Here is a 16,879-nt window from a genome sequence, read left to right as displayed (position 1 = left end):
TTTCAGCCCAGTCCTTGGACACCCCCCGGCCTGTTCGGGTCGGTCGCGTCCGACCCGACCGCGTGGCGACTGTTGTCGCAACTCGACGCCACGATGCTGGCCGAACTGCGGTCCGCCCGGGCACAAGCGCGTGAGATCGCCTGGGCCCAGTACGCCGACACCCACGGTGACCTGCCGCAGCCAATGGTGGCGGGCCAGCAGGTAGAAGGCCTGGTCCTGGACATCGACGCAACCATCGTGATCTGCCATTCCGAGAAGGAGTCGGCTACCCGGACCTGGAAGAAGACGTTCGGATTCCACCCGTTGCTGTGTTTTCTGGACAACACCGGCGAAGCCCTCGCCGGCCTGCTGCGGGAAGGCCGGGCCGGATCCAACACCACCGCCGACCACGTCACCGTCCTCGACCAGGCCCTCGCGCAGATCCCATCGGCGCTGAGGAAGCCGCGGGCGGCGAGCGCGGCGAGGATCCGCTGCGCGGTCGACTTGTCGATGTCGAAGGCGGATCCCCGAGGGTTGCCGCCTCACGGGCCGCCTCGGAGAGGTGATCGCGTGCCGCATCCAGTCGACCGCTCACCGCCGACGTCAGCGCGGCCGAGAGATGCAACTGGCCGAGCATCTGCCGCACCCGCTCATCAGCGGCGGCGGACTGAAGCTCAGCCAGCGACCGGTCGGCGGCCCTGGCCGCCAGCGGCGCGGCCTCGATCGGCAGACTCTGCGCGTACGCGAACCGGGACGCCGCCAGCCACGCCGGCTCCTCGACCTCCTCGGCGGCGGCCACCGCCACCCGCGCAGCGTTGAGCGCCAGGTGCCGGTACCCGAGATGCCGCAGGCACGTCGAAGCCCTCGGCGACCACGGCTGGTACGACAAGCGGTTCATGTACGAGGAGTCCCTGCGGATGCCGTTCCTCATCCGCTACCCGGCGGAGATTCCGGCGGGCACCACCTGCGACGCCCTGGCGATGAACGTCGACTTCGCCCAGACGTTCCTCGACTACGCCGGCGTGCCGGCCGACGGACGCATGCAGGGATGCTCGCTACGCCCCCTGCTACGCGGGGAGGACGTGTCCGACTGGCGCGAGTCGGTCTACTACCGCTACTGGGAACACGACGACTCGGAGCACCACGTCTGGGCCCACTACGGCGTACGCACCCGCGATCACAAGCTCGTCTACTACTACTCCGACGGGCTCGGCATCCCCGGCACGTCCGACAACCGGTACGAGCCGGAGTGGGAGCTGTTCGACCTGCGCACCGACCCGTGGGAGCTGCACAGCGTGTACGAAGACCCCGCGTACGCAGGGGTGCGCGCCGAACTGACCACGGAACTCGCCCGGGTCCAGGCGGAGTGCGGCGACACCCCATGGACCCCATCGACTCGCATGGCAGGGGTGCCGCGATGAGTGACCGTAACTGGATCATGGCGAGCACGCGCTCCTGGCCGCATCGGCCACGGGGCTAGCGTCCGCGCCGAACGCCGCCGCCGAGCCATCGGAGCCGGACGCAATCTTCGTCGCGCGATTCGGACGCCCAACCACGTAACGTGCACGGCCTTCTCACCTCGCGGCCGTCACGGCCGCCCGCCGCCGCCTCCGCGCTGTCGTGCGGCGGCGGTCGACCCGCACTGCGCCGCCCCAGAAGACCAAGTGCCGGAGCACGCGTGGCGTGCTCCGGCACCGGTCGGGAGCCGGCCGGCACCGGCTCGCCGTCATCTCCTCACAGGCGGGCCCGCAGGTAGGCGCCAGCCGCGAGCAGCTGCGCGCGGGCCGACTCGTCGGTGGCATTGCTGGCCGCCGCCGCGAACCGGTCCAGTGCAGCCTTGGCCTGGTCCGGCCGGTTCGCCGCCGCTGTGCGCTGGGCCGCCTCGAGCTGGCCGAACAGGTCGTCGGCGAGATCCTCGCTGATCAGACCTTCTGCCTGGTAGCGCCGCACCAGCGCCTGGGCGTTGTCGTAGGTGGCGACGGTCTCGAAGGCGACCGTCACCTCCTTGACGTTCCCGGCCAGGTCGGTCGCCACGACGGTCAGCTTGTGACCGCCCGCCGTGGGCGCGACACCCGCACCGCTCTCGATCGCCACCCCGTCGAGGCGGAGCGCCACCGAGTCGACGCCGGACGCGGCGTCCCGTGCCGTGGCGGCAATCGGCAGCGACGTGCCGAGGTCGTACCTGCCGCCATCCGCTACGCCGTCGACGGTCACGACCGGGGCCGTGGTGTCTACGGGCAGGGACGCCGCCTTCGGCGCGGATACGTTGCCGGCCTCGTCGATCGCCCGGAACCGCAGCTCCCGCCGGCCGTCCTCGGTCACCTGGATCGGCTCGCGGTACTCGGTCCAGTCGCCATCGCCCTCGACGACCTCGATGCGGACCGGGCCACCACGGTCATCCGTGGCCGAGGCGGTGACCGTCGGGCGCGAGGTGTACCAGCCACGGCGGCCGTCCGGCTGCGCCGGGTCGACCGACACCGTCAGGCTCGGCGCCGTCGTGTCGAGAACCCGGAAGCGGTCGAACGCTACGGTGACCGGCTGCGCCTGCTCCGGACCCAACGCCATCAGGCCGAACGAGGTCATCACGGCGTCGTTGGTGACCGGCTGGCCCAGCGAGGTCCAGTTGACCCCGCCGTCGCTGATCTGGGCCGAGTAGGTGTTCCCACTCCGGGTCAGCCGCATGTGGTACCAGCCGCTCTCGGACGAGTCGGCGATGTCGATCGACCGGTTGCCGCCGTTGCCGAACTGCGCGTTGCGTTCCGAGACGAGCTCGGCGCGCAGGTTGGTCGGCGTTCCGGCGTTGTTGTTGGCGACGACGTCGAACTTCACGTAGTTGTCGTCGTTGTTGTAGACCAGGAAGCCGGCCAGCTGCCACTTGTGCAGCGTTGTCGGCGTCAGCCTGGTCTCGATCGTCCAGTCGCCGGCGGCGACGTCCGCGGGGATCTTCTGCAGGATGAAGTTCCGCGGGGAGTCGTTGTTGGTGCCGTTGATGTCGCCCGGCTGGGTCTCGATGCGCAGCGCACCACCGCTCACCGCGGCCTTGGTCGAGTCGTACCGCACCACCGAGTTCCACCGGCAGCCGTCCAGAGCGTTGCCGTCGAACTCGTCGCTGGGCGCGCGGACCCCGTCGTCCGTGCCGTCCGGCGTGATGGTGAAGTGGTCGAACACGGCGTTGACCCGCGCCGTCCCGGTGTCACCGGCGGCCATGGGGCCGACGGTCGCGTTCGGGATGACGGTCGCGGAGCCGGCGAGCGCTGTCCAGCTCTGGCCGTCGGCGGAGTACGCCGCGGTCAGCTTCTGGCCGTCGCTGACCAGTCGCAGGTGCGCGGTGGACGGGAAGTCCGCCGGCAGGCCCACGTTGGCGTGCCAGGTCCGCGTCCCGCCGGCCTCGGTCTGGAACTCCATGATCCGGCCGCCCGACGAGGAGCGGGTGAACGCCAACTTGACGTAGTCGTTGTCGGTGCCGTGCATGAGCAGACCGGCGTGCTGCCACTCGCGGTCGTGCGGGATGGTCACCTTCGTGGTGATCGTCCACGGTCCGACCTTGGCGCGCTGGCCGGCGTAGCTGATCGGTCCGGTGTTCGCCTCGTTGATGTCGCCGTTGGTGACCGGCAGCACCAGCCCGCCGTTGGTGACCCGCACCGGCAGGTTCGGGGCGTTGCGCACCGTGGTCCACCGGTTGGCGTTCAGCGTGTCACCGTCGAAGGTGTCCGAGCCGCGGATCGCGCAGCCTGGAGCGGTCTGCGGCGGTGCCGGGTGGATGGCCTTGTCGACCAGGGTGAAGCCGGTGAACTTCACCTCGCTGGTGGCCGACGCGTTGTGCGCGGTGACCGCGAGGCCGATGTCCTGCGGGCTGGCCGCGCCGGGCAGCGTCACCGGGTCGCCGACCAGGGTGAACGACTTCCCGTCCTTGCTCCAGTACCCGTAGTACTTCCCGCCGTCGCGCACGATCCGCACCCAGGACGGGTAGCTCGTGTTGCTGGCGCCGGTGCTGGCGTCGAGCTGGCCGTTGCCGTCGGTGTCGCGCAGCCACTCGAACCCGAGGCCCGCCCGCATCGTCATCGCCGCGTACCCGGGCGACCTGCCGGGCTGGGTGATGTCGTTACGGACGATCAGGCCAGCCTTGGCGGAGTTGTTCGTGTTCGTCTGGCTCTCGATCTTCACCGTGGCGGTCCAGGTGTTGCCGGCCGCCGCCGGCATGTACACCGAGCCGTACTGGTCGGTGCCCTGCCACATGTTCTCGCCGCCGGCGTTGATGATCCAGGTGTCCTGGTCCGGCCGGTCGAACGCGGCGGTGGTGTTGCTGTAGGTCTGCCAGGCTCCGTAGAGGTCACCGACCTCGACCTGCACGACGCGGGACTTGGCGTGGTAGCCCTTGTCGTTGGTCGCGACCGCGGTCAGCTGGTAGCGCTTCTGGGTGGCAGCGTTCCACTTCATCGAGTACGGGGCCGTGGTGTCGACGCCGATCGACGTGCCGTCGACGAAGAACTCGACCTTGGTGATCGTGTTCTCCGCGTCGCTCGCGGCCGCGGTCACCTGGATCTCGCCCGGTTCCAGCTCGTCGGTCGGCGTCGGGGACGTCACCGCGACCTTCGGCTTGCTCGTCGGCGAGACGCCCTTGCCGTCGGCCTCGATGAAGTTCAGGCGCCGCTCACCGGCCCCCGGGAACACCGCGTACAGGGTGAACGTCTCGCCGGGGTCGGCCACCTCGACCGGGACGTCCACGTAGCCGCCGCCGCTGGTCGCCGGCACCTGCGCGGTGCCCAGCAGTTCACCGTCCGGCGCGCCGCGCCGCAGCTCGATCCTGCCCGCGCTGGCGGCCGACGCGCGCAGGATCAACCGGTCGACGTTGTGCAGGTTGACCGGGTCGTACGACGCCCAGGCACCGTTCTGGCCGGCGATGGAGCTCCCGTGGCCCTCGACGTCCCGCGACGAGCCGACCGTCACGTTCGACGAGTTGTCGAAGAACTCCGCCTCCCGCTGCTTCGGGAACATCAGGGTGGTGTCCGAACCGGTCAGGCTCGGGATGCCACCCGCGCCGCCGGAGTCGGCGTAGCGGCCGTCGATTGCGTAGAAGACGTTCATGTCCTCGCCGTGCCCGCCGCCGAGGTCGGCGACCACCTTGCCGGTGCGCCCGTGCAACGGTTCGGCCGGGTGCGCGTGCTCGTCGTGGCCCATCGCCGGCTGGATCACCACGTCGGCGTCGTCGATCTGGGTGTCCTCGACGTCGCTGACCGACAGGTCCCAGCTCACCTCATCGCCGAAGTCGAAGAACGCGCCGTTGGGCGGCTGGTTGAACGTCACCTTCGGCCGGGTGTTGCCGACCGTGATCGGCACCGTCGCCGTCCCGGTCTTGCCGGCCGGGTCGGTCACCGTGAGGCGGGCGTTGTAGACGCCGTTCGCGGTGTAGGTGAAGGTCGGCTTCGGCTCGGTGGAGTCGGCGGAGCCGTCACCGGTGAAGTCCCACTCGTAGCGCAGTTGCTCGTTCTCCGGGTCGGTGCTGCCCGAGCCGTCGAAACGGACCTGCAGCGGCGCCTGGCCGGAGTCCGGTGTCGCGCTGATCTTCGCGGTCGGCGAACGCGAGCCGGAGATGTAGTCTACCCGGTACAGCCCCGAGTTCGGGTTGTCGCGGCCGAAGCCGCCGCCCCAGTCCAGCACGTACATCGAGCCGTCGGGACCGAACTTCGAGTCGATCGGGGCGAGGAACTGCTGCTGCGGCAGGAACGGATTGACCTTCTCGACCCCGCCCTGCCCGTTCGGGATGATCGAGTACATCTTGTTCCGCGACCACTCGTAGAAGAACGGCTTGCCGTCGTAGGACGCCGGGAACTTGGTGTCGGACTGCAGGTTCGGGTCGTACTTGTAGAACGGGCCGCCCATCGGAGCCAGGCCGCCACCCTGCGGGATGACCGACGGCACCGAGGAACGCTTGTAGCCGTACCACATCTTGGCCGGCTTGGCGGGCGGCAGCTCGGTCAGGCCGGTGTTGCGCACCGAGTCGTTGATCGGGCGGGCGCAGTCGAAATACGCGCCGACCGTCACCGGGTTCGTCCGGTAGTCCACGTCCCGGAACGGCTCGTTGTTGCCCATGCACAGCGGCCAGCCGTAGAAGCCGGGCTCGGTGATGAGGTTCCACTCGGCGATGCCGGCGGGTCCACGGTCCGGGTTGTCGTTGCTGTTGTCCGGCGAGTAGTCCGCCAGGCCGATGGCCCCGGTCTGCGGGTCGATCGAGAACCGGAACGGGTTGCGGAAGCCCATCGCGTAGATCTCCGGCCGGGTCTTCGCCGTGCCGGGCGGGAACATGTTGCCCGCGGGGATGGAGTAGGTGCCGTCCGCCTCGGGGCGGATCCGCAGCAGCTTGCCGCGCAGGTCGTTGGTGTTGGCCGAGGTCGCCCGCGCGTCGTGGAACGTGCCGTCCCGCTCGGACAGCGGCGCATAGCCGCCGGACGGCTCGGAGTGCGGGTTCACGTCGTCGCCGACGCTCAGGTAGAGGTTCCCGTCCGGGCCGAACCCGAGGCCGCCGCCGGTGTGACCGGGCTCGTCGGGGAGCCGGCGCGCCGGCACCTCGAGCAGGACCTTCTCCGTGGCCCGGTCGATCTGCGAGCCCGGCCCGACGGTGAGCCGGGACAGGCGGCTGACGAAGTTCGCCGGGTCGCTGTCGTTCGTGCTCGCCGGCGCGTAGTAGATGTAGAGGTAGCCGTTCTGGGCGAACTTCGGGTCGAGCGCGATGCCGAGCAGGCCGTCCTCACCGCCGGAGTACACCGGGATCGTGATCGCGGTGGAGGTGGTCTTCGTCCGCGGGTCGTACACCCGGATCTGGCCGCGGACCAACTCGGTGAAGAAGACCCGGCCGTCCGGTGCGACGTCCATGGCGAACGGGGCGCTGGTGTTCTGGTCCAGCGGGACCCGTTCGAACTGGTCCCACACCGTTCCGCCGCAGTCGCCCTCGACCATGCCGGCGGCCCACTTCACGCCGCCGACGATGTGCTGCACCAGCCCCGGCTCGCCGGTGTAGTGCGCGCCGAAGTGGCCCATGCCGGTCATCCAGGCACGGCCGCCGTCGTACGGCTTGCACCACGAGATCGGGTGGTCGTAGCCCATGGCGTTGTTGCCCGGGTTGTACGTCGTCTCGTCCATCGTGGCGAGCACGTGCGCGTTGCCGCGGACGTTGAGCGCGTAGTTGTACCACTCGTCGGCGCGCTCCCACCGCTGCGGCAGGTGCGCGGTCGACGGGTGGCTGTGGTCCTCGACGCGGACGGTGCCGGGCAGGCCGGGGCTGGTGCCGGTGGCGGCGTGGCCGGGCATCAGCGTGCCGATCATGTTGTCCCACCACGCGTAGTTCCCGCGCATGTCGGTGGCGTTGTGGATGGCGACGATGCCGTGCCCGGCCCGCATGTAGCGCTCCATCGCCGCCTTCTGGTCGGCGGTCCACGGGTCGCCGGAAGCCTGGAACATCACCAGGGCGTCGAAGTGCGCGAGGTCCTCGTCGTTGAAGATCGACGAGTCCTCGGTGTGCTGCGAGGTGATCCCGGCCTCGGCGAAGGCGGCCTGCAGCACGGGAACGCCCTGCTCGATCGCCTCGGTGTGCCGGAACTGTGTGGTCTTGGTGAAGATCAGCACGTGGGCTTGGCCGTGGTCGCCCGGGTGGGCGGCCGCCGGCGCTGGGCTGATCATGGACAGCGCGAGTGCGCCGACGACGGGTATCGCGAGCAATCGTCCCCACCGGGGACGCCAGGTCACGTTCATGAGATGCGGTGCCTCCTGGGCGCGAGGAACTACGGGGGTGGTCATGACCGTGCGGCGTGCCGGCGCCGTCGGACTGGGGTGGAGTTGGCGGTGGGTCCTAGGGCATCACCGCCCGCAGGAACGTCAGGCCGTCCACCGCGATCGCGTCCTGGCTCTCGGCGAGCGGACGCCAGATGGAGGCGGCGGTCGCGATCGTGGCGTTCTCCGCGGTGAACGACTCGATGCACAGCGGGCCGGCGTAGCCCGCTGCGTCGATCGCGGCGAGGATCGCCGGCCAGTCCAGGTGGTCTGCGCCGGGGGCGCCGCGGTCGTTGCCGCACACCTGGACGTGTGCCACCCGGCCGGCGGCCGTACGGATCGCCGCCGGGATGTCCGTCTCCTCGATGTTCTGGTGGTAGAGGTCGAGCGCGACGCCGCAGTGCGGCAGGTCGCCGATCGCCTCGAGGGTCTGGCCGACGGTGTTGAGCAGGCTCGTCTCGTAGCGGTTGAGCGGCTCGACGGCCACCGTGACGTCGGCGGCGCCGGCGTACTCGACGACGGGGGCGAGGCTGTCCCGCAGCTGCGCGTACGCCGCGGTCCGCTCGGCCGGTGACAGCCGCCAGGTCCGGCCGACCGAGGCGTACGCCGGACCGGCGATCACCGGCGAACCGACCGCCGCGGCGGCGTCCACCACTTGGAACAGGTAGTCCTGTGTGGATCGGATGGTGGCCGGGTCTGCCGCGATCAGCTCACGACCGGGTGGCATCACGAGGCACACGGTGGCGCCGAGACCGTGGTCGGCGAGCACCTGGGCGGCCTGCTTCGGTGCCCAGTCGCCGGGGTTCTCCACCGGGAGTTCGAGCACGTCGAAGCCCCACCCCGCGACCTTGGCCGCGAGGGCGGCCAAGGTCGCGTCGGTCAGTGGCGAGGACCACACCCAGGTGTTGACCCCGAGCGGATGTCCGCTCACTTCCACGGCCCCGGGTAGCCCGGCATGGCCTCGCAGCCGCACATGGCGTAGTGCAGTGGCGGCATGTCCTGCTTGACGTAGTCCTTGACGTTGTCGCCGGTGATCCGCGGCTGCGGCAGCACCCACTCCTTCGGCACCTGCTCGCCCTTGAGGATCTTCAGCGCGGCGATGATCGGCGTGCGCCACTGGTAGGTCGGATAGGTCGGGGCGACCGCGTTGAGGTTCTCGTTGGCCCACAGCCGCAGGAAGTCCTGCTGGTCCTCGCCGACGATGGCCGGGACGTCGACCCCGGCGTCCTGGAATGCCTCGGCCGCGGCGACGGCGGTCGCGCCGGCATCCATCCAGACGCCATCGATCCGGCCTTCGCGCTGGATGTAGTCGGCCACGATGCTCTTGGTCTTCGCCGCGTCGCCGTCGGTGAACTCCACACCGACCACCTTGAGCTCGCTGCCGCCGAAGATCTCGTTGGCGGCCGCCCAGCGCTGCTCGAGCACGTCCACACCGGGCAGGATGCGCAGGGCGAGAACCTTGCCGCCCGGCTTGACCTTCTCCTTCAGGAACTCCGCGCCGTCGGCGCCGAAGGCGAAGCCGCCGATGGGGTGGATGAAGGTGACCGGGCAGCTGGTGTTGACGCCTCGGTCGAACACGATCACCGGCACGCCGGTCTGGCACGCCTGCTCCACGGCCGGCGTCAGCGTGGCGGTGGTGTTCGGCGAGATGATGATCGCGGAGCATTTCTTGCCGGACAGCGACTGGATGTCGCTGATCTGCTTGTCGTCCTTGGCCTCCGCATCCAGCACGGTGAACGTGGTGATCTCCGGGTGCAGCTTCACCTCCTGCTGCATGGTCTTGAAGCCCACCTGTCGCCACGGGTTGTTCACCGCGGCGTTGGAGAAGCAGAGGGTGTATTTTCCGCCAGGCTTGGCGAACTGCGCGGTGTCCACCATTTCCGGCTCGAGCATCTGCTCCCAGGGCTTGCCGTCTGGGCCTTGCGGTGTGGCGCTGCGGAACGCCAGCTGGCGGTCGTACTCCGCTTGGTCGAAGAACTTCGACTTGCTCGCGTCGGAACTGGGTGATCCGCCGGCACTGGCCTGGTCGTCGGGCAGGTCGCTGGAACACCCGGCGAGCGCCAGCACGCCTGCCACGACCACCGGAGCCCATCTCTTGGTCATTATCGTGATCTCCTTACTAACCTTGGGTACGTCAGGAGGAGGCGGGTTGCGCGGGCCGCGCGCTGTCCCGCTGTTTCGGCCACCACCGCAGCCGCTGCGGCACGCCGCTGCCGAGGGCGGCGTAGGCGACGGCGGCGATGATGATCACGCCTTGCACGGCCGACTCGAGGGCGCCGCTGACCCCGAGCAGGTTCAGCAGCGTGAACAGGGACTCCAGCGAGAGCGCTCCGGCGGCCGCCGCGACCACCGACCCGCGCCCGCCGCCGAGGACCACGCCGCCCAGGACGACGGCGGTGATCGCCCGGAACTCCAGACCGTCCCCGACCTGCGCCGAGACGCCGGCGAACCCGCCGAGCAGGATCGCGGCGATCGCGGCGAGCAGTCCGGACAGGACGAACGCGAGCAACCGGAGCCGGTCGACCTGGCCGCCGGACAGCCGCACGGCGGCCTCGTTGTCACCGACCGCGACCAGCGCCCGGCCGGTACCCCCGCGCATGAACAGCGCCGCGGCCAGCAGGATCGCCAGCAGGATGAGCACCGACCACGGGACCTCGCCGAGCAGCGGGACATCCACGGCGCCGCGCCCGAACGTCCGGAACCCGGCGGACAGCGCGCCGCGCGGGGCACCGCCGGTCCACAGGAAGATCGCGCCGTCGAGCACGAGCAGCATGCCGAGCGTGACGATGAACGACGGCACCAGCAGCTTCGTGGTGACCAGCCCGTTGACCAGACCGACCAGCAGGCCGAATCCGAGCACGAGCAGGATCACCCGCGCCGTCGCGGATTCACTGCCGTTGATGAGCCGGGCCGCGATGACCACCCCGGCGGTCACCAGCGCGCCAACCGACAGGTCGAACCCGCCGGAGACGATGACGAAGTACTGCCCGATCGCGAGGATCATCAGCGGTGCGGCCCGCTTGAGCAGGGCCAGGTAGCCGGACGGCTCGGCGTAGGCCGGGCCGGCGATCGCGAGGCCGATGAGCAGCAGGAGCAGGACGATGAGCACCGGCGCGGTGCCCTCGGCCAGGCGGGGACGCCAGGTCATGCCAACCTCCCACGAGCGCGACTGGCGACCATGCGCCGGGCGTAGAGGGCGACCGCGGTCACGAGTACGACACCACGCACCACGTCCTTGAAGAACGGGTCGACCTCGAGGTCATCGAAGATCGTGTCGAGTGTGGCGAGAATGAGAACACCGCCGATGGTGCCCACGACGCCGCCCCGGCCGCCAGCGAGCAGCGTCCCGCCGAGCACCACGGCGGCGATCGATTCCAGGTCGTAGCCGGCGTCGGTGCCGACGTACGGAGCGCCCGACCCGAGCCGGCTGGCGAGGTAGATCCCGGTCAGGCCGGCGGCGACCGAGCACAGCACGTGCGCGGTGACGATGACCCGGCGGGTCGGCACCCCGGACAGCCGGGCCACCTCGATGTCGCCGCCCACGGCGTACATGTGGTAGCCGGGGCGGGTCCGCGACAGGTACCACCAGGCCAGCGCGGCCGCGGCCAGCATGAGCAGCGCCGCGACCGGCACCGGACCGATCCGGTCGTACCCGAGATGCTGGAAGCCACGCGGCACGTCGCCGGCCGGGCCGGTGTAGTTGTCCTCGAGGTAGCCGCGCAGGATCAGCGCCACGCCCAGCGTCGCGATGAACGCGTTGGCCTTGAGGACGGTGATGACCAACCCGTTGACCAGGCCGACGCCGGCGGCCACGGCGAGCGCGAGCAGCACACCGGGCACGACCATGCCGTTGCGCCCGGCCATCGTCTCCGCCGCGATCAGCGAGGTGAGGCCGACGAGGTAGGCGACGGACAGGTCGAGGGATCCGGTGAGGATCACCATCGTCTGTCCTATCGCCACCAGGCCGAGCGCGGTGGCCCGGGTGAGGATGTTGAGGATGCCGCCCTGGTCGAGCAGGACCTCTCCGCGCAGCCCGACGAGCACGCTGCCGACGACGAGCAACGCGACGAGCGCAAGGTAGACGATGACGGTCGGGGTGAACCGCCGACGCATCGCCGGCCGTGTGGTCCGCGACCGGACCGGCAGGGTGTTCTCCTGGAGGACGCTCACGCCGCCTCACCGATCCCGTGCCCGGTGGCCAATGCCATCACAGCCCCCTCACTCGCGCCGGCGGGCAGCTCACCGGCCAGCGCACCGTCATGCATGACGAGGATCCGGTCGCTCATCCCGATCAGCTCGGGCAGCTCGGAGGAGATCATCAGCACCGCGACGCCGCGCCGCGCGAGATCGCGCAGCAGCTCGTGCACGGCCCGCTTCGCGCCGACGTCGATGCCGCGCGTCGGCTCGTCGACCACCAGCACCCTCGGCTCCACCGCCAACCACTTGGCGAGCACGACCTTCTGCTGGTTGCCGCCGGACAGGAAGCGCACCTCCTGGTGCTCGCCGCGGGCCACGACGGCCACCAGATCGAGCAGCGCCGGCACGTCCGACCTCGCCCGGGCGCGCCCGCCACGCAGCGCGGCGCGGCGCACCAGCAAAGTGTTGTCGCGTACGGACTGGCGCAGGGCCAGCCCGTCACCCTTGCGGTCCTCGGTGACCAGCGCGATCCCGAGGCGTACGGCGGTGCGGGGCCGGGTCACCCGCCGCACCACGCCGTCCACCTCCACAAGGCCGCGGGTGAACGGCTCGACGCCGAACACCGCGCGCGCGACCGCGGAGCGGCCGGACCCCTGCAGCCCGGCGAGCCCGACGATCTCCCCGGCGCGTACCTCGAGGTTCAGGTCGCGGACGCGGTCGTTGCCGGCGCCACGCAACGCCAGGCGGACCGTCCCGAGGTCGTCGGGGCCCGCCCGGTCCGGGTAGTACTCGCCCAGGTCGCGACCCACCATGTGCCGGACGAGGTCCTCGGAGGTCAGCTCGCCGGTCGGGGCGCAGGTGACGAACCGCCCGTCCTTGAGCACGGTGATCCGGTCGGAGAGGTCGAACACCTCGCGCATCCGGTGCGACACGTAGAGGATCGCGATGCCCCGCTCGCGCAGCCGGCGCACCAGGTCGTAGAGCAGCTCGACCTCGTGGTCGGCGAGCGCGGCGGTCGGCTCGTCCATGCCCAGCACCCGAGCGTCGGTCGACAGCGCCTTGACGATCTCCACGACCTGCTGCTGGGCGACCGACAGTGACGCCACAGTGTCGGTCGGATCGATGCCGTCCTCGCCGAGCCAGTCCAGCAGCTCTCGGGTGTCGGCCACCATGCGCCGCCGGTCGACCTGCATCCGCCGCACGGGCTCGCGGCCGAGGTAGACGTTCTCGGCGACGCTGCGGTGCGGCAGCAGGGTGAATTCCTGGTGGATGATCGCGATGCCGGCCCGCTGCGCGTCGGTGGGGCTGGCGAAGGACATCTCGGCGCCGTCGACCTCGATGGTGCCGCCGTCCGGCCGGTGCACCCCGGCCAGCACCTTGAGCAGTGTGGACTTGCCCGCGCCGTTCTCGCCCATCACCGCGTGCACCTCGCCGCCCCGCAGCTCCAGGTCCACACCGTGCAGCACGGGCACGCCGAGGAACGATTTGCTGATCCCGGTCAGCCGTACGCTCGTCGTGGTGCCGGGGGTCATGCCGGCACCTCTGTCCACGCGCCGTCCGCCGCCGCCGAGGCCAGCACCGCTTCGGTGATCCGGACGGCGCGCAGGCCGTCCGCGAACGTGGGCAGGCCGTCGGGGACGCCCTCGCCGCGCGCCGCCCGGTAGGTGTCGGCGACGAACGCGTCGAAGCAGTCCTGGTAGCCCTGCGCGTGCCCGGCGGGCAGCCGGACGTAACGCGCGGCGGATGGGTGCAGCGTTCCGGGGTCACGCAGCAGCGTCTGGCCGCCCTCGCGCCGGCCGACCCACAGCCGCTCCGGGTCCTCCTGGTCGAAGCCGAAGCTCGCCTCGGTGCCGGAGAGCTCCAGGTGCAGCCGGTTCTTGCGGCCCGCGGCGACCTGCGACACCACCAGCGTGCCGACCATCCCGGCGGCCGTGGTGAAATGCACGGCCGCCAGGTCCTCGGTGGGCTGGCCGTTCCTGCGGACGCGCTCGTGCACGACCGCGGTGCGCGCGGACAGCCGGGCGATCCGGTCGCCCGTGACGAACTCGAACAGGTCACACCAGTGCGAGCCGATGTCGGCGAACGCCCGCGACGGCCCGCCGAGCGCGGCGTCGATCCGCCAGTCGTCGTCGGACGGGCGGGACAGCCAGTCCTGGAGGTAGCCGCCGGTCACGCTGGCGACCACGCCCGCCTCGCCCGCGGCCAGCCGGGCGCGCAACTCGCGCACCATCGGGTGGAAGCGGTAGACGAACGGCACCGTGGCCACCTGGTCGCCGGCCGCCTCCACCAACGCTACGGCCTCGGCGCTCCCGGTCGCGAGCGGCTTCTCACAGATGACGTGCACGCCGGCGGTGAGCGCGGCGGCGGCGACGGGCGCGTGCGACGCGTTGGGCGTGCACACATGCAGCACGTCGAACTCGGCGCCGTCGAGCAGGGCCGCCAGGTCCGGGTAGCCCTCGTCCGCGCCGACGGCGCGCGCCGCGGCGGCGGCCCCCTCGGGGCGGGACGCCACCGCGGCGACGACGCTCGCCCCGGCACGCCGGGCCGCCTCCGCGTGCACCTGCCCCATGAACCCCGCGCCGACAACCGCCACGCGCGGCGTCTGCCGCTCGGACTCAAGACCACCAGACGCCTGTATGACATCGGTCACAGACATGTGCCGACGGTAGCGTCCACTTATGACGATCGTCAATCAAAAGATGCGCGCTGCTCGTCCAAATTGGGATGATCAACATCTCAAACCCTCGTGTCTGCCGACGCAACCCGACCGCTTCGCTTTAATTGAGGGATGAACAATGGGCAAAGCGCCGCCGCCCCGACGTCGCCCGGCGACCTGCTCCGGCTGCTGCGCGACGGGCAGGCACGCACCCGTGCCGAGCTGGCGACCGAAACCGGACTGGCCCGGTCGACCGTGCGCCTGCGTCTCGACGCGCTCATGGACGCCGGGCTGGTGACCGACGGAGGCGACGACGCCGTCACCGGCGGCCGGCCCGCCAGCAGGTTCGTGTTCAACGCCCGCGCGCGAGTGGTGCTGGCGGCCGACGTCGGCGCCACCCACGCCACCGTCGCCATCGCCGACCTGACCGGAGAGCCGCTGGCCATCGACAGGCTCGCGCTGGACATCGCCGACGGCCCGGACGCCGTGCTCGGTCTGCTCACCGACACCTGGCGACGGATGCGCGCCGACCACGGCCCCGCCACCCCCGTCGCCGGCGTCGGCATCGGGCTACCAGGCCCGGTCGAGCACTCGACCGGGAAACCGACCCACCCGCCGATCATGCCCGGCTGGAACGGGTACGACGTGCCCGCGCGGATCGCCGCCGACTTCCCGGTGCCGGTGCTGGTGGACAACGAGGTCAACCTGATGGCGCTCGGCGAGCACGTCCGCTGCTTCCCGGACGAGGCTCACATGATCTTCGTCAAGGTCGCGACCGGCATCGGATCCGGCCTGATCAGCAACGGTCAGCTGCACCGCGGCGACGTCGGCGCAGCCGGCGACCTCGGGCACATCCTGGCCCCGCACGCGGACGACGTGCTCTGCCGTTGCGGCAACAGCGGGTGCCTGGAGGCGGTGGCCGGCGGCCCGGCCATCGCCGCGAAGCTCCGGGCTGCCGGCCTCGACGCGACGACCAACGCCGACGTCGTGGCTCTCGTGCAGGCCGGCAGCCCGAAGGCCGGCCAGGCCGTGCGGCAGGCCGGCCGCGACATCGGCGAGGTGTTGGCCGCCGGTGTCAGCCTGTTCAATCCATCGCTGATCGTCATCGGTGGGGCGCTCGCGCAGGCCGGCGAGATGCTGCTGGCCGGCGTACGGGAGTCGATCTACCGGCGCTCCCTGCCGCTGGCCACCGAACGCCTGCGCATCGTCACCTCACAGGCCGGCGCGAACGCGGGTGTGATCGGCGCTGCGGTGATGGTCGTCCAGCACGTCCTCTCCCCCACCGTGCTGGACCGCGAGCTGGCCTGAACCACGAATAGCGCCCAGGTTCGCCACGAACACGTCGGGGTGCCCGTACGGTCGAGGATCTGCGCCCGCAACCGTTCAAGATCGGCGGCGATGGTGACATCCCCGGTCACAGTGATGGCCTGGCCGCCGACGGGTGGTGGCGGCGTGGACGCGGCGAGCGCGTCCACGTCCCGGCCGTGCGGCACGACCCGCGCGCCCGCCCTGGCGAAGGTCGTGGCGATCGCGGCACCGATCCCTCGGGAGCGGCAGCGATCCCTCGGGAGCTGCCGGTGACCAGCGCCACCTGATCCTTGAGTGCCGTACTCATGTGCTGCTGCTCCGCTGTAGAGCTGCCTGCTCAGCGGCAGTCCGGGTACCCGTCAAGTCCCCGGTCGAGCACAGCGAGCGCCCGCTCCGCTTGAGCGCGCACCGCCTGGGCAAGACGGGGCCCGCCCCGGCCCGCCAGCACGTTCCGACGGACGTACTCGACCAGGCCCCGGTGCACCCCGAAGACCGCGTTGGCCACCGCCCACGACTCGACGTCGTCCGGACCGACCGAGCGCTCCTCGCGGATGAGCTCGGCCAGGGCTCGCGTGTACCGGTCGTAGACCTGCCGTTCGCGGGCCAGCAGCGCGGGGCTGTTCGCGATGATCCGGCTGACGGTGGCGAGCCGCTCGCGCGCCTCGGGGTCGCTGGCTCCGAGCAACCCGCGCTGGCCGAGGATGAACCCGCGGAACGCGGCGCTGATCGGCTGCCCCGCCGGCCGTTCCTGGATCGCCCGCAGGAGAGCCGCCTCCAACTCCTCCAGCCGGCCGTAGACCAGGTCCTCCTTCGTGGGGAAGTAGTTGAACACGGTCGCCTCGGACACGTTGGCCCGCCGCGCCACCTCCGCGACCTTCACGCCATCGAAGCCGTGGTCGGCGAACAGCTCGAACGCCGCCGCCGTGATCGCCTCGCGGGTCTGCCGCTTCTTGCGTTCCCGCAAGCCAAGCTCGGTTTGCATGGACCCATCATAGGTCCTGCTATAGTTGCTAGAAATTTAGAGTGACTCTAGGT

General features: G+C 70.8%; 10 protein-coding genes and 3 pseudogenes. 3 read left to right on the top strand and 10 right to left on the bottom strand.

Features of this window, described 5'->3' with window-relative positions; translation table 11 throughout:
- Positions 1-438, top strand: a pseudogene (locus ONA70_RS16115) (transposase); the annotation flags it as partial.
- Between the two features lie 55 nt (positions 439-493).
- On the opposite strand, the pseudogene ONA70_RS16110 reads toward ONA70_RS16115, so the two are convergent.
- Positions 494-844: pseudogene (locus ONA70_RS16110) on the bottom strand (helix-turn-helix domain-containing protein); the annotation flags it as partial.
- Between ONA70_RS16110 and ONA70_RS16105 the strand changes: the two are divergent.
- Positions 795-1,400: a sulfatase/phosphatase domain-containing protein gene (locus ONA70_RS16105; RefSeq protein ID WP_265007249.1), complete on the top strand. Its 606-nt coding sequence runs from the start codon at positions 795-797 to the stop codon at positions 1,398-1,400. The pseudogene ONA70_RS16110 and the gene ONA70_RS16105 sit on opposite strands and share 50 nt — an antisense overlap.
- Positions 1,401-1,713: 313 nt before the next feature.
- Here ONA70_RS16105 and ONA70_RS16100 read toward each other — a convergent pair whose 3' ends face one another.
- The 7 genes from ONA70_RS16100 to ONA70_RS16070 all read right to left on the bottom strand — a co-directional run bounded on the left by ONA70_RS16100 (position 1,714) and on the right by ONA70_RS16070 (position 14,473).
- Entirely contained in the window at positions 1,714-7,653 is a 5,940-nt protein-coding gene (locus ONA70_RS16100; protein WP_265007248.1) for a ThuA domain-containing protein, read from the bottom strand.
- Positions 7,654-7,822: 169 nt separating this feature from the next.
- Positions 7,823-8,674 carry a sugar phosphate isomerase/epimerase family protein gene (locus ONA70_RS16095; RefSeq protein WP_265007247.1) on the bottom strand — a complete coding sequence of 284 codons (852 nt, stop codon included), beginning with the start codon at positions 8,672-8,674 and terminating at the stop codon, positions 7,823-7,825.
- A complete protein-coding gene (locus ONA70_RS16090) occupies positions 8,671-9,846 on the bottom strand; it encodes a substrate-binding domain-containing protein (protein WP_265007246.1) in 1,176 nt (391 codons plus the stop codon). The genes ONA70_RS16095 and ONA70_RS16090 overlap by 4 nt, the downstream gene beginning before the upstream one ends.
- A 31-nt stretch (positions 9,847-9,877) precedes the next feature.
- On the bottom strand, positions 9,878-10,891 hold the full coding sequence (locus ONA70_RS16085) for an ABC transporter permease (RefSeq protein WP_265007245.1): 1,014 nt from the start codon (positions 10,889-10,891) through the stop codon (positions 9,878-9,880).
- The gene (locus ONA70_RS16080; RefSeq protein WP_265007244.1) at positions 10,888-11,913 is read right to left on the bottom strand and encodes an ABC transporter permease; all 1,026 of its coding nucleotides are present in this window, start codon (positions 11,911-11,913) and stop codon (positions 10,888-10,890) included. The genes ONA70_RS16085 and ONA70_RS16080 overlap by 4 nt, the downstream gene beginning before the upstream one ends.
- Positions 11,910-13,412 carry a sugar ABC transporter ATP-binding protein gene (locus ONA70_RS16075; RefSeq protein ID WP_265007243.1) on the bottom strand — a complete coding sequence of 501 codons (1,503 nt, stop codon included), beginning with the start codon at positions 13,410-13,412 and terminating at the stop codon, positions 11,910-11,912. The genes ONA70_RS16080 and ONA70_RS16075 overlap by 4 nt, the downstream gene beginning before the upstream one ends.
- On the bottom strand, positions 13,409-14,473 hold the full coding sequence (locus tag ONA70_RS16070; RefSeq protein ID WP_265007242.1) for a Gfo/Idh/MocA family protein: 1,065 nt from the start codon (positions 14,471-14,473) through the stop codon (positions 13,409-13,411). Before ONA70_RS16070 ends, ONA70_RS16075 begins: the two co-directional genes overlap by 4 nt.
- A 195-nt stretch (positions 14,474-14,668) precedes the next feature.
- Between ONA70_RS16070 and ONA70_RS16065 the strand changes: the two genes are divergently transcribed.
- Positions 14,669-15,844, top strand: a complete 1,176-nt coding sequence (locus ONA70_RS16065) for an ROK family transcriptional regulator (RefSeq protein WP_265007241.1) — start codon at positions 14,669-14,671, stop codon at positions 15,842-15,844.
- A gap of 53 nt (positions 15,845-15,897) precedes the next feature.
- Here ONA70_RS16065 and ONA70_RS36945 read toward each other — a convergent pair.
- Positions 15,898-16,077: pseudogene (locus ONA70_RS36945) on the bottom strand (hypothetical protein); the annotation flags it as partial.
- Between the two features lie 104 nt (positions 16,078-16,181).
- Complete coding sequence (locus tag ONA70_RS16060) at positions 16,182-16,826, bottom strand: TetR/AcrR family transcriptional regulator (RefSeq protein ID WP_265007240.1); 645 nt, start codon at positions 16,824-16,826, stop codon at positions 16,182-16,184.
- Positions 16,827-16,879 lie beyond the last annotated feature (53 nt).

Origin of the sequence: Micromonospora yasonensis (assembly GCF_026013475.1) — a bacterium.
Lineage (GTDB): Bacteria > Actinomycetota > Actinomycetes > Mycobacteriales > Micromonosporaceae > Micromonospora > Micromonospora yasonensis.
Note: the sequence above shows the minus strand (reverse complement) of the source record. Positions and strands in the feature narration are given on the sequence as shown.

Excerpts from the sequence above, each read along its gene's own strand:
- ONA70_RS16090 (WP_265007246.1), bottom strand. The coding sequence starts at position 9,846 with ATGACCAAGAGATGGGCTCCGGTGGTCGTGGCAGGCGTGCTGGCGCTC.
- ONA70_RS16075 (WP_265007243.1), bottom strand. The coding sequence starts at position 13,412 with ATGACCCCCGGCACCACGACGAGCGTACGGCTGACCGGGATCAGCAAA.
- ONA70_RS16100 (WP_265007248.1), bottom strand. The coding sequence starts at position 7,653 with ATGATCAGCCCAGCGCCGGCGGCCGCCCACCCGGGCGACCACGGCCAA.
- ONA70_RS16085 (WP_265007245.1), bottom strand. The coding sequence starts at position 10,891 with ATGACCTGGCGTCCCCGCCTGGCCGAGGGCACCGCGCCGGTGCTCATC.
- ONA70_RS16060 (WP_265007240.1), bottom strand. The coding sequence starts at position 16,826 with ATGCAAACCGAGCTTGGCTTGCGGGAACGCAAGAAGCGGCAGACCCGC.
- ONA70_RS16065 (WP_265007241.1), top strand. The coding sequence starts at position 14,669 with ATGAACAATGGGCAAAGCGCCGCCGCCCCGACGTCGCCCGGCGACCTG.